General features: G+C 73.8%; 11 protein-coding genes and 1 riboswitch. Of the genes, 7 read left to right on the forward strand and 4 right to left on the reverse strand.

The genetic code is table 11. The features are described from left to right. Positions 1-51: 51 nt before the first annotated feature. Positions 52-1257, reverse strand: coding sequence for an NAD(P)/FAD-dependent oxidoreductase (locus tag ACZ34W_RS00830; RefSeq protein WP_359802585.1), 1206 nt, complete (start codon positions 1255-1257; stop codon positions 52-54). A 98-nt stretch (positions 1258-1355) separates the two neighbouring features. Next, positions 1356-1468: riboswitch (TPP riboswitch) on the forward strand. A 3-nt stretch (positions 1469-1471) separates the two neighbouring features. Here ACZ34W_RS00830 and thiO point away from each other — a divergent pair. The 5 genes from thiO (at position 1472) to ACZ34W_RS00855 (ending at position 7009) form a co-directional block, all read left to right on the forward strand. Then, entirely contained in the window at positions 1472-2632 is a 1161-nt protein-coding gene (gene thiO, locus ACZ34W_RS00835; protein WP_465600432.1) for a glycine oxidase ThiO, read from the forward strand. Next, entirely contained in the window at positions 2629-2838 is a 210-nt protein-coding gene (gene thiS, locus ACZ34W_RS00840; RefSeq protein ID WP_329487278.1) for a sulfur carrier protein ThiS, read from the forward strand. Before thiO ends, thiS begins: the two co-directional genes overlap by 4 nt. Positions 2839-2840: 2 nt before the next feature. Next, complete coding sequence (locus ACZ34W_RS00845; protein WP_329487279.1) at positions 2841-3638, forward strand: thiazole synthase; 798 nt, start codon at positions 2841-2843, stop codon at positions 3636-3638. Positions 3639-3727: 89 nt separating this feature from the next. Continuing rightward, positions 3728-5497, forward strand: a complete 1770-nt coding sequence (pknB, locus tag ACZ34W_RS00850; RefSeq protein WP_465601146.1) for a Stk1 family PASTA domain-containing Ser/Thr kinase — start codon at positions 3728-3730, stop codon at positions 5495-5497. A gap of 141 nt (positions 5498-5638) precedes the next feature. Beyond that, a complete protein-coding gene (locus ACZ34W_RS00855; RefSeq protein WP_465600436.1) occupies positions 5639-7009 on the forward strand; it encodes an FAD-binding oxidoreductase in 1371 nt (456 codons plus the stop codon). 7 nt (positions 7010-7016) lie between these two features. Here ACZ34W_RS00855 and ACZ34W_RS00860 read toward each other — a convergent pair whose 3' ends face one another. Continuing rightward, positions 7017-7646, reverse strand: coding sequence for a molybdopterin-dependent oxidoreductase (locus tag ACZ34W_RS00860; protein ID WP_329487281.1), 630 nt, complete (start codon positions 7644-7646; stop codon positions 7017-7019). 218 nt (positions 7647-7864) lie between these two features. Between ACZ34W_RS00860 and bfr the strand changes: the two genes are divergently transcribed. Then, positions 7865-8344, forward strand: coding sequence for a bacterioferritin (gene bfr, locus ACZ34W_RS00865; protein ID WP_329487282.1), 480 nt, complete (start codon positions 7865-7867; stop codon positions 8342-8344). A gap of 16 nt (positions 8345-8360) precedes the next feature. Here the strand turns inward: bfr and ACZ34W_RS00870 are convergent, their stop codons facing one another. Further along, entirely contained in the window at positions 8361-8645 is a 285-nt protein-coding gene (locus tag ACZ34W_RS00870) for a (2Fe-2S)-binding protein (protein WP_465600441.1), read from the reverse strand. 187 nt (positions 8646-8832) lie between these two features. Then, positions 8833-10170, reverse strand: coding sequence for a class II 3-deoxy-7-phosphoheptulonate synthase (locus ACZ34W_RS00875; protein ID WP_329487284.1), 1338 nt, complete (start codon positions 10168-10170; stop codon positions 8833-8835). A 302-nt stretch (positions 10171-10472) separates the two neighbouring features. On the opposite strand from ACZ34W_RS00875, the gene ACZ34W_RS00880 reads away from it, so the two are divergent. Continuing rightward, positions 10473-12407, forward strand: a complete 1935-nt coding sequence (locus ACZ34W_RS00880) for an anthranilate synthase family protein (protein ID WP_465600444.1) — start codon at positions 10473-10475, stop codon at positions 12405-12407. Positions 12408-12410: the final 3 nt, after the last annotated feature.

Consider the following 12410-nt stretch of genomic DNA (forward strand, 5'->3'; position numbering starts at 1 on the left):
TCACCAGACTGCCACCTCCGGGGCCCGCCGCGCACCAACCGGCCCCGCGGACTACCCCGCTACGGCCGACTTCAGGGCCACCGCCGGGTCCGCCGCGCGGACCGGATCGAGCACCGCGGCGCGCTCGACCAGCCGGCGGCCCTGGGTGAGATCGCGCGGGCGGTCCACCGTCAGCAGGGCCCGCAGCACGCCGTCCCGCAGCCAGAGCACCGCCCAGGACGGGTCCTGCGGGGAGCCGCGCCAGAGCAGTTCGTCACCCTCGCCGTGCCGCCCGGCGTACTGCACCGTCCGGCCGAACTGCTCCGACCAGAAGTACGGCACCGGGTCGTACGCCACCTCCGCGCCGAGCACGGCGGCGGCCGCCGCCGCACCGGACTGCAGCGCGTGGTCCCAGTGCTGGACGGTCAGCCGGGCGCCGGCGCGGGCCGACGGGTAGCTCACGCAGTCGCCGGCCGCGTGGACGCCCGGCAGCGTGGTGCGCAGCCGCTCGTCGACCAGGATCGCGCCGGCGGCGTCCAGCGCGACCCCGGAGCCGGCCAGCCAGCCGGTCGCCGGGCGGGCGCCGATGCCGACCACCACCTCGTCGGCGGGCAGGTGCGAGCCGTCCGCCAGCAGCACCGCGCCGGGCTCGACCGCCGCGACGCCCACCCCGCAGCGCAGCTCCACCCCGGCCTCGGCGTACCAGGCCGCCATCGCCCCGCCGATCACGGCCGGCAGCGCGCCGGGCACGGGCGCCGGGCCGGCCTCGACGACGGTGACCTCGCAGCCGGCCGCCCGGGCGGCGGTGGCCACCTCGGCGCCGATCCAGCCCGCGCCCACCAGGACCAGGCGCAGGCCGGGCCGGAGCAGGGCGCGCAGCGCCAGCGCGTCGTCCAGGGTGTGCAGCAGGTGGGCGCGCTCGGCGCCGGGCAGGGCGCGCGGGGCGGCGCCGGTGGCGATCACCAGGGCGTCGTACGGCAGGTCGCCGCCGTCGGTGCGCAGCACGCCGGGGGTGAGGCCGGTGGCGCGGCGGCCGGTGAGCAGTTCGACGCCGAGCTGCGCGAGGTCGAGGTCGAGCGGGGTGGCGTCGGCCTTGCCGAGCAGCACCTCCTTGGAGAGCGGCGGCCGGTCGTACGGGGTGTGCGGCTCCTCGCCGACCACCACGATCCGCCCCCGCCAGCCGCCCTGCCGCAGGCCCGCGGCGCAGTGCGCCCCGGCCAGCCCGGCCCCCACCACGACCACCTGATCCGTCCCGCTCAGCTCTGCCACGCCCGTCACTGTACTGGCGGGCGCACGGGGCGCCAGAGGGCCCCGGGCGCCCCGCGTCCGCCCCTCGTACGCGCCTTCGGTGGCGGCGACCCCCGGAGTTATGGTGGGGGCACCATCACGGGAGCCCGGCGGACCGGGCTGAGAGGCGGGCTTGCACGGCCTGCGACCGTCCGAACCTGATCCGGGTCATACCGGCGAAGGGAGAGCAGCGACTTTGACACGCTTGGCAGCAGGTACCCATGCCCACGTGCTGGTCGTCGGCGGCGGCATCATCGGCCTCGCCGTCGCCTGGCGGGCGGCCCGGCGCGGACTGGCGGACATCGCGGTGGTCGACCCCGACCCGGGCGGCGGGGCCGCCCGGGTGGCCGCGGGCATGCTGGCCCCCGTCACCGAACTCCAGTACGGCGAGGAGCCGTTGCTGCGCCTCGGGATGGCCTCCAACGAGCGGTACGCGGCCTTCGCCGACGAGCTCACCGAGGCTTCCGGCGGCCGGGACACCGGCTACCGCCGGTGCGGCACCGTCGCCGTCGCCCTCGACTCCGACGACCGCGAGGAGCTGCGCGAGCTGCACGCCTTCCACGGGCGGCTCGGCCTCGACTCGCAGTGGCTGACCGGCCGGGAGGCCCGCAAGCTGGAGCCGATGCTCGCCCCCGGCGTCCGCGGCGGCCTGCACGTCACCGACGACCACCAGGTGGACGGCCGCCGGCTGGCCGCGGCGCTGGTCCTCGCCTGCGAGCGGGCCGACGTGCGGCTGCACCGCACCGAGGCCGCCGAGCTGCTGGTCGAGGGCGACCGGGCCGTCGGCGTCCGGCTCGGCACCGGGGAGACCCTGACCGCCGACCGGGTCGTGCTCGCCGCCGGCTCCCGCAGCCATCTGCTGCCCGGCCTGCCCGCCGGTGTGCTGCCGGCGATCCGCCCGGTGAAGGGCCAGATCCTGCGGCTGCGGATCCCGCCGGCCTACCGGCCGTTCCTCTCCCGCAACGTCCGCGCGGTGGTGCGCGGCCAACACCTCTACCTGGTGCCGCGCGAGGACGGCGAGCTGGTGATCGGCGCCACCAGCGAGGAGCAGGGCTACGACACCACCGTCACCGCCGGCGGGGTGTACGAGCTGCTGCGCGACGCCCACGAGCTGGTCCCCGGCATCACCGAGCTGCCGCTGGTGGAGACCTCCGCCGGGCTGCGGCCGGGCTCGCCGGACAACGCGCCGCTGCTCGGGCCGACCGCCCTGCCCGGTCTGGTCGCCGCCACCGGCCACTACCGCAACGGCGTGCTGCTCACCCCGGTGACGGCCGACCTGCTCGCCGAGTACCTGGTCACCGGCACGACGCCCGCGCTCGCCGAGCCGTTCTCCCCCACCCGCTTCACCACGAAGGTCCCCGCATGAGCGAGATCGAACTCACCGTCAACGGCGAGCCCCGCCGGGTGCCCGCCGCCACCACCCTGGCCGAGGTGGTGACCACCCTCAGCCGGGCCAACTCCGGCGTCGCGGCCGCTCTCAACGAGGCCGTGGTGCCGCGCGGCTCGTGGCCGCTGACGCGACTGGCCGCGGGCGACCGGGTCGAGATCCTCACCGCCGTCCAGGGAGGCTGACCATGGCCGACGACGTGTTCACCATCGCCGGGACGGCCTTCGGCTCACGCCTGATCATGGGCACCGGCGGCGCCCCCAGCCTGGACGTCCTGGAGCAGGCGCTGCGGGTCTCCGGCACCGAGCTGACCACCGTGGCGATGCGCCGGGTCGACGCCACCACCCAGGGCTCCGTCCTGGACGTGCTGACCCGCAACGGCATCCGCGTGCTGCCCAACACCGCCGGCTGCTTCACCGCCGGTGAGGCCGTGCTGACGGCCCGGCTGGCCCGTGAGGCGCTCGGCACCGACTGGGTGAAGCTGGAGGTGATCGCCGACGAGCGGACCCTGCTGCCCGACCCGATCGAGCTGCTGGACGCGGCCGAGACACTGGTCGACGACGGTTTCACCGTCCTGCCCTACACCAACGACGACCCGGTGCTGGCCCGGAAGCTGGAGGACGTCGGCTGTGCGGCGATCATGCCGCTGGGCTCGCCGATCGGCTCCGGCCTGGGCATCCGCAACCCGCACAACTTCCAGCTGATCGTGGAGGGCGCGACCGTCCCGGTGATCCTGGACGCGGGCGCCGGCACCGCCTCGGACGTGGCCCTGGCGATGGAGCTGGGCTGCGCCGCGGTGATGCTCGCCTCGGCGGTGACCCGGGCCCAGGAGCCGGTGCTGATGGCCGACGCGATGCGGCACGCCGTGGAGGCCGGCCGGCTCGCCCACCGGGCGGGCCGGATCCCGCGCCGCTTCCACGCCGAGGCCTCCTCGGCGATGGCCGGCCGGGCCGCGCTGGACACCCGCGAGCGCCCGGCGTTCTAGGCGGTGTCACAAGCCGGGCACAGAGCGCCCCGGGAGCGGTGTCTCCCGGGGCCGGTGCCGGGCGCCCCCACTACACTCGCCGGGTGGACATGGCACTGGACGACCCGCTGATCGGTACCCTGCTCGACGGCCGGTACCGGGTCGAGCAGCGCATCGCGGCCGGCGGGATGTCCACCGTCTACCGGGGCACCGACACCCGCCTCGACCGGGTCGTGGCGGTCAAGGTGATGCACCCCTCGCTCGCCGGCGACGAGGACTTCACCGGCCGGTTCATCCGCGAGGCCAAGGCGGTCGCCCGGCTCGCGCACCCCAACGTCGTCAACGTCTTCGACCAGGGCGCGGACGGCGCCCACGTGTTCCTCGCGATGGAGTACGTGCCCGGCCGGACCTTGCGCGACCTGCTCCGCGACCGGGGCGCGCTCTCCGTCCGGGCCGCCCTGGACGTCCTGGAGCCGGTGCTCGCCGCGCTCGGCGCCGCCCACCGGGCCGGTCTCGTCCACCGCGACGTCAAGCCCGAGAACGTGCTGATCACCGACGGCGGCCTGGTGAAGGTCGCCGACTTCGGCCTGGTCCGGCTGCTGAACGCCGCCGACGGCGCGGCGAGCTCCGGCACCGCGACCACCGACACCGTCCTCGGCACCGTCTCCTACCTGGCCCCCGAACAGATCCGGCCCGGCGCCGGGACCGACCAGCGGGTGGACGTCTACGCGGCCGGCATCCTGCTCTACGAGTTGCTCACCGGCCACCGTCCGCACACCGGCGAGAACCCCGTCCAGGTCATGTACCGCCACCTGCACGAGGACGTCCCGGCGCCCTCGCTGACCGTGCCGGGGGTCGTTCCCGAGCTGGACGCGATAGTCGCCGCGGCCTGCGCGCGCGACCCGCGGGACCGCCCGTACGACGCGGTCGAGCTGCTGGCCGCCCTGCAACGGGTCCGCCGCGCGCTCACCCCCGCCCAGCTCGACGCCGAGCCCCCGGCCTCCACCCGGCCCAGCCCGCGGTACCCGACCAACGAGCCGACCTCGGTGATCCGGCCGGCCGTGGTCGCGCCCCCGGTCGAGCGCACCAGCGTGCTGGACGTGCCGCCGGAGGTGATGGAGCAGCTGCTCACCGAACCGCGCCCGTACGACGAGCCCGCGCCGGTGCGCACCCGGCGCGGCCCCGGCCCGTGGCGCCGGCTCCCGCGCAAGCCGCTGATCTGGACCTCCGTCCTGGCCGCGCTGGTGCTGCTGGTCGGCGGCACCACGTACGCGCTCTCCGGCGCGCTGTACACGACGGTGCCGGGCGTGATCGGCAAGGACCGCGGCGAGGCGCAGCGGATCCTGGACGGCGCCGGGATGCACGGGCGGTTCACCGAGGTGTACAGCGAGAGCGTCCCGGCCGGTCAGGTGATCTCCACCGACCCCGGCGTCGGGGCGCGGGCGCGCAAGAGCGACGCGGTCGGGGTCACCGTCTCCCGGGGGCCGAAGCGGATCGCCGTGCCCGAGCTGGTCGGCCGGCCCGCCGAGCAGGCCGCCGCCGCCCTGAGCGGCGTGCAGCTGGCGCGCGGCGGCGTCACCGAGACGTACAACGACACCGTGCCGGAGGGTTCGGTGATCAGCAGCTCGCCGGTGGCCGGCCAGCAGGTGCCGGAGAACACCCCGGTCTCGCTGGTGGTCAGCAAGGGCATGGTGGCCGTCCCGGACGTCACGGGGATGTCCAAGGACGACGCCGCCAAGGCTCTGCAGGCCGCCGGGTTCGCCATGCAGAGCAGCGGGGTCAACCTGTTCGGCACCGGCAAGGTCTCCAGCCAGTCCCCGGCCCCGGGCGAGCGCCGCCCGCAGCGCACCGTGGTCACGGTCAACTTCCCGTTCATCTAAGGATTTTGCCCAGCCTTGGGGTCACGCGACGTAGCGTGGAACCAGGCCTGCCCGGCCCCGCCTGCCACGGCCAGGAGGGCTGTGGCGCCGGGATCTCCGGACGGGGCTGCGCGGCGGCCGGTACCCGAGGATGTGGTCGTCATGGGCGGACCCGCCGTCGACGGCTTGAGGGAGCGTGTACGGGGCGCGGTGATCACGCCCGACGACGAGGGCTACGAGCAGGCCCGCCGGGTCTACAACGGCACGGTGGACCGCCGGCCGGCGGCGGTCGTCCGGGTGGCCAACGCCGGGGACGTGATGGCTGCCGTCGACTTCGCCCGGGAGACCGGCCTGGAACTCGCGGTGCGCGGCGGCGCCCACAGCGCGCCCGGCTACGGGACCTGCGACGGCGGCCTGGTGATCGACTTCTCCGACCGGCACGGCGTCCGGATCGACCCGGTGGGCCGGACGGCGCGCTGCGAGGGCGGCGTCACCTGGGGCGACCTCAACGACGCCGGGTACGCCTTCGGGCTCGGGGTGACCGGCGGGATCGTCTCCACCACCGGCATCGCCGGGCTGACCCTCAACGGCGGCTTCGGCCACCTCGCCCGGGGGCTGGGGCTGAGCTGCGACAACCTGGTCTCGGCCGATGTGGTCACCGCGGACGGGCGGTTCCGGACGGTGAGCGAGGAGCAGGAGCCGGACCTCCTCTGGGCGCTGCGCGGCGGTGGCGGCAACTTCGGCGTGGTGACGTCCTTCGAGTACCGGCTGAGCCCGGTCAAGGACGTGGTCGCCGGGCCGTTCGTCTACGAGCTGGAGCACGCGGCCGAGGTGCTGCGGTTCTACCGCGAGTACGTCCGGGAGGCCCCCGAGGAGCTGGGCATCTTCCCCGGCTTCCACGTCGCGCCGCCGCTGCCGTTCCTCCCCGAGGACCGGGTCGGCGACTCCTTCATCCTGCTGGTGCCGTGCTGGTCCGGGCCGCCGGACCGGGCCGAGGCGGTACTGGCCCCGCTGCGGGACGCCGCGCCGGTGGTCGCCGAGGGCGTGGACACGGTGCCGTACCCGGCCTTCGCCGCCGCCTTCGACCCGCTGCTGCCGCCCGGCCTGCGGCAGTACTGGAAGGGCGCCTTCGCGACCGAGCTGACGGACGCGGCGATCGCCGCGCACACCGAGCACGGCCCGCGGGTGCCCACGGTCCACTCGGCGGTGCACATCTACCCGATCAACGGCGCCTGCCACCGGGTGCCCGCCGACGCGACGGCCTTCGCGCACCGGGAGGCGACCTTCGCCACCGTAATCCTCGCGGCCTGGACCGACCCGGCCGACGACGCGGCCGACACCGCCTGGGTGCGCGGCTACTACGACGCGCTCGCCCCGCACTCCGACGAGGGCGGCTACATCGGCTTCATGGACCACGACGACCAGCACCGGATCGAGGCCAACTACCGGGGCAACTACGCCCGTCTGACCGAACTGAAGCGGCGGTACGACCCGGGCAACCTGTTCCGGCTGAACCAGAACATCCGGCCCTGAGGGGCCGCTACCGCAGCGGCCCGTCGCCCGGCTCCTCCTGGTAGGAGTAGCGCTGCTCGCGCCAGGGGTCGGCCAGGTTGTGGTACCCGCGCTCCTCCCAGAAGCCGCGCCGGTCCGCCCGCATGTACTCCACCGCCCGCACCCACTTGGGCCCCTTCCAGGCGTAGAGGTGCGGGACGACCAGCCGGACGGGGAAGCCGTGCTCGGCGGTGAGCGGCTCGCCGTTGCGGTGGGTGGCGAAGAGCGTCGCGGGGTCGGCGAAGTCGGCCAGCCGGAGGTTGGCGCTGTAGCCGTACTCGGCCCAGACCATCACATGGGTGACACCGGGCGCCGGAGGCACCCGGGCCAGCACTTCGGAGGCCGACACGCCGGTCCACTCGCTGCCGAGCACGGAGAACTTGGTCACGCAGTGGAAGTCGGCGCGGACGGTCGCTCGGGGCAGGTCGTTGAAGCCGGCGAAGTCCCAGCGGTGCTTCGCCGCCGAGGCGGTGGCGCCGAACACCTGGAAGTCCCAGGTCAGCGGCTTGAAGCGGGGTACGGGGCCGTAGTGCAGGGCGGGCCAGCCGCGTTGCGTCCGCTGGCCCGGCGGGAGTCTCGGGTCAGACGGCGGAGGTGGTTCTTGCTCGGACTGACCCATGGCTCCATGGTGACAGACGGCGGACAACGCCCGGCGCGCGCCCCTTTCGGGTGCCGTGCGCCCCGCCCGTACGGCCCATTGGGCCACCAAATCGGATATTCCGACACATGTCCTAGTGAGTGTGAACTTACTGGAATTCGGCCCCGGCGCGGTGCCAGGATGCGTGCAGCCGGAGGGTACGGCCGTGAGTCCCGGACGCGAAGCAGGAAGGCACCGCCATGAAGGGCGACACCGAGGTCATCGAATTCCTCAACGAGCAGCTCACCGCCGAGCTGACCGCCATCAACCAGTACTTCCTGCACGCGAAGATGCAGGAGAACAACGGCTGGACGAAGCTCGCCAAGTACACCCGGCACGAGTCCTTCGACGAGATGAAGCACGCCGAGGTGCTCACCGACCGGATCCTCTTCCTGGACGGGCTGCCCAACTACCAGCGGCTCTTCCACGTCCGGATCGGCCAGACCGTCAAGGAGATGTTCGAGGCGGACCGCCAGGTCGAGGTCGAGGCGATCGACCGGCTGAAGCGCGGGATCGTGGTCATGCGGGCCAAGAACGACGTCACCTCGGCGAACATCTTCGAGGACATCCTGGCCGACGAGGAGCACCACATCGACTACCTCGACACCCAGCTGGAACTGCTGGAGAAGCTCGGGGAGGCGCTCTACCTCGCCCAGCTGATCGAGCAGCCGGAGTCCTGAACCCCCGGCCGTACCCTCAGGCCGCGCGCAGCGGCCGGGCCGGCAGGACGGCCGGCGCCTGGGCCCCGTCCCGCGGTCCGGCCTCCTGGTCGTCGGCCAGCCCCAGCTTGGCCGCCAGCCGGGCGGTCGGGCAGGGCCGTGCGCCGTGCTCACCGAGCAGCGCCTGGATCCGTCGGACGCAGGAGCCGCAGTCGGTACCGGCCTTGCAGCCCCGGGCTATCTGGCGCGGGGTGTTGGCACCCGCGTCGATCTCCTTCTTCACCTGGGCCTCGGTGACCGCATGGCACATGCACACGTACATCGCGGTCTCTCCCTGCGCAGGCGACTGGCTCGAAATCGATCTTGACTAAGGCATGCCTTAGTTCACTAAGCCTCACCTTACCCGGGGATCCGGGCATGAAAAAGCCCCTCCGGGTTCGGAAATCCCGAATCCGGAGGGGCTTTCGTCACATCGGGGCCGGCCGCATGGCCCGCCCGGGGGCGACGGCTCAGTTGCCGCCGCGGTACATCTCGGCCACCAGGAAGGCCAGGTCCAGCGACTGGCTGCGGTTGAGCCGCGGGTCGCAGGCCGTCTCGTAGCGCTGGTGCAGGTCGTCCACCAGGACCTCGTCGCCGCCGCCGACGCACTCGGTGACGTCGTCGCCGGTCAGCTCCACGTGGATGCCGCCCGGGTGGGTGCCGAGGCCGCGGTGCACCTCGAAGAAGCCCTTGACCTCGTCGAGCACGTCGTCGAAGCGGCGGGTCTTGTGACCGCTGGAGGCCTCGAAGGTGTTGCCGTGCATCGGGTCGCAGATCCAGACCGGCTGGGCGCCGGAGGCGGTGACCTTCTCCACCAGGGTGGGCAGGTGCTCGCGGATCTTGCCCGCGCCCATCCGGGTGATGAAGGTGAGCCGGCCGGGCTCGCGCTCCGGGTCCAGCTTCTCGATCAGGGTGAGCGCCTCGTCGACCGAGGTGGTCGGGCCGAGCTTCACCCCGATCGGGTTGCGGATCCTGGACGCGAACTCGATGTGCGCGTGGTCCAGCTGGCGGGTGCGCTCGCCGATCCAGACCATGTGGCCGGAGACGTCGTACAGCTCGCCGGTCCGCGAGTCCACGCGGGTCAGCGCGGTCTCGTAGTCGAGGATCAGCGCCTCGTGCGAGGAGTAGAACTCGACGGTCTTGAACTCCTCCGGCGCCACGCCGCAGGCGTTCATGAACGCCAGCGCGTTGTCGATCTCGCGGGCGAGCTGCTCGTAGCGCTGGCCGGCCGGCGAGTTGCGCACGAAGTCCTGGTTCCAGGCGTGCACCTGGCGCAGGTCGGCGTACCCGCCGGTGGTGAAGGCGCGGACCAGGTTGAGCGTCGCGGCGGAGGCGTTGTACATCCGCTTCAGGCGCTCCGGGTCCGGGTTCCGGGACTCGGGAGTGAAGTCGAAGCCGTTCACCGAGTCGCCCCGGTAGACCGGCAGCGTCACGCCGTCGCGGGTCTCGGTCGACTTGGAGCGCGGCTTGGAGTACTGGCCGGCGATCCGGCCGACCTTCACCACGGGGACGGAGGCGGCGTACGTCAGCACGGCCGCCATCTGCAGCAGGGTCTTCAGCTTGTTCCGGATGTGCTCGGCCGAGACACCGTCGAAGGCCTCGGCGCAGTCACCGCCCTGCAGGAGGAACGCCTCACCACGCGCCACGGCACCGAGCCGGGCGCGCAGCTGGTCGCACTCGCCCGCGAAGACGAGCGGCGGATAGGAGGCGAGCTCCGCAAGGGTCTTGCGCAGAGCCTCGTGGTCCGGCCATTCAGGCTGCTGCGCCGCGGGCAGGGACTGCCAGGGGTGGGGATTCGTCACGGTCACACGGCAAGGCTACGGGGTGGGACAACCGAATTGTGACCGCCGCTCGCTGGGTGAGACACCCGGTGGACAATCGTGTGAGGCGGCTCACGGCGCCCGCCGGATCCGCTACGCTCGACGCATGAACGCGCCGCACACCTCTTCCTGGTGGTGGGCCGACCCCTCGGGTGGCCCACCGATCGCGCGTTCCTAGACGAACACGACGGCCGCCCCTCGGGGCGGCCGTCGGCGTTTCGGCGCAGACGGCCCTCCCGGGAGCGGAACCCCGAACCACCGCACCCGCCCTCCCGGAAGGAAGCCGCACCGTGAACCTCGCAGCCGACCTACTCGCCCGCCTCACCGGCCCCGACGCCCCGGCGTTCGCCCTGCTGCACCGCCGCGCCCCCCGGCTCGCGCCGGACACCGTCGAGGTCCTGCTGGGCACCGTCGACAGCTACGAACGGCTGGCCGACCTGCCGGTCCGCGCGGGCGTCCCGGCCGACGGCCCGGTGCACGACCTGCTCGCCCTCGTCCCGTTCCGGCAGATCCGCGAGCGCGGCTTCGAGGCCGTCGACGACGCCACCCCGCTGCAGGCGCTCTCGGTCACCGAGCAGTACGCCCTCCCGCTGGCCGAGCTGCTCCCGGCGCTCCCCCGGCGGCCGGTCGCCCTGACCGGCGGCGCGTTCGACATCGACGACCAGGAGTACGCCGGGATCGTCCGCCGGGTGATCGCGGACGAGATCGGCCGGGGCGAGGGCGCCAACTTCGTCATCCGGCGGGACTTCACCGCCACCCTGGAGGACTACTCCCCCGCGCTCGCGCTGACGCTCTTCCGCCGGCTGCTCGAACAGGAGCGCGGCGCCTACTGGACCTTCCTGGTGCACACCGGGGAGCGGGTCCTGGTCGGCGCCTCCCCCGAGGTGCACGTCCGCCAGAGCGGCGGCACGGTCGTGATAAACCCGATCTCCGGCACCTACCGCTATCCGGCGGGCGGCTCCGACATCGACTCGCTTCTCGCCTTCCTCCGCGACCCCAAGGAGCTGGAGGAGCTGACCATGGTGGTCGACGAGGAACTCAAGATGATGTGCACCGTCGGCGACCTCGGCGGCCAGGTGCTCGGCCCCAGGCTCAAGGAGATGTCCCACCTCGCGCACACCGAGTACGAGCTGCGCGGGCGCACCTCGCTGGACGTCCGCGAGGTGCTGAAGGAGACCATGTTCGCCGCCACCGTCACCGGCAGCCCGGTCCAGAACGCCACCCGGGTGATCAGCCGGTACGAGCGCGGCGGGCGCGGCTACTACGCCGGCGCGCTCGCCCTGATCGGCCGCTCGGCCAGCGGGGGCCAGCAGATGGACTCCCCGATCTGCATCCGCACCGCCGACATCGACCCGGCCACCGGCCGGCTGGTCGTCCGGGTCGGCGCGACCCTGGTCCGCCACTCCGACCCGGACTCCGAGGTCGCCGAGACCCACGCCAAGGCCGCCGGGGTGCTCACCGCGATCGGCGCCCGCCCGGCCCCCGCCCGGCTCCCCAACCCGTCCGGCCCGCGGCTCGCCGAGGACCACCGGGTCCAGGCCGCGCTGGACGCCCGGCGGGCCGACCTCGCGCCGTTCTGGCTCCGGATGCAGGAGCCGGCCCCGGTCACCCGGAGCGAGGAGACCCTGGTGGTGGATGGCGAGGACACCTTCACCTCGATGCTCGCCCACCTGCTGACCTCGCTCGGCCACCGGGTCACCGTGGCGCGCTTCGACGAAGCCGGCCTGCGCGAGCGGGTCGCCGCCCACCCCGGCCCGCTGGTGCTCGGCCCCGGCCCGGGCGACCCGGCCGCCGCCGACGACCCCAAGATGGGCGTCCTGCGCCCGATCGTCGCCGACGCGCTGGCCGCCGTCCGCTCCGGGGCCCGCACCGCGCCCCTGCTCGCCGTCTGCCTGAGCCACCAGCTGCTCGCGGAGCGGCTCGGACTGCCGCTGGCCCGCAAGGCCGTGCCTCACCAGGGCGCGCAGGAGACGGTCGAACTCTTCGGCGCCCGGCACACGGTGGGCTTCTACAACACCTTCACCGCGCGCTGCTCGGACCAGGACGCCGCCCGGCTCGCCGCCGAGGGCGTCGAGGTCTCCCGGGACCGGCTGACCGGCGACGTCCACGCGCTGCGCGGCGGCGGGTTCGCCGGACTGCAGTTCCACCCGGAGTCGGTGCTCACCCGGGACGGCGTCGGGATCGTCGCCGGGCTGCTGCGGTCGGCCGCCGCCGTCCACGGCTGAGAC

It is taken from the genome of Kitasatospora sp. NPDC022856 (assembly GCF_055561235.1).

Bases quoted from the DNA above. Each gene is read 5' to 3' on its own strand.
- thiS (WP_329487278.1), top strand. From the start codon at position 2,629: ATGAGCGAGATCGAACTCACCGTCAACGGCGAGCCCCGCCGGGTGCCC.
- ACZ34W_RS00845 (WP_329487279.1), top strand. From the start codon at position 2,841: ATGGCCGACGACGTGTTCACCATCGCCGGGACGGCCTTCGGCTCACGC.
- pknB (WP_465601146.1), top strand. From the start codon at position 3,728: ATGGCACTGGACGACCCGCTGATCGGTACCCTGCTCGACGGCCGGTAC.
- ACZ34W_RS00855 (WP_465600436.1), top strand. From the start codon at position 5,639: ATGGGCGGACCCGCCGTCGACGGCTTGAGGGAGCGTGTACGGGGCGCG.
- ACZ34W_RS00860 (WP_329487281.1), bottom strand. From the start codon at position 7,646: ATGGGTCAGTCCGAGCAAGAACCACCTCCGCCGTCTGACCCGAGACTC.
- bfr (WP_329487282.1), top strand. From the start codon at position 7,865: ATGAAGGGCGACACCGAGGTCATCGAATTCCTCAACGAGCAGCTCACC.
- ACZ34W_RS00870 (WP_465600441.1), bottom strand. From the start codon at position 8,645: ATGTACGTGTGCATGTGCCATGCGGTCACCGAGGCCCAGGTGAAGAAG.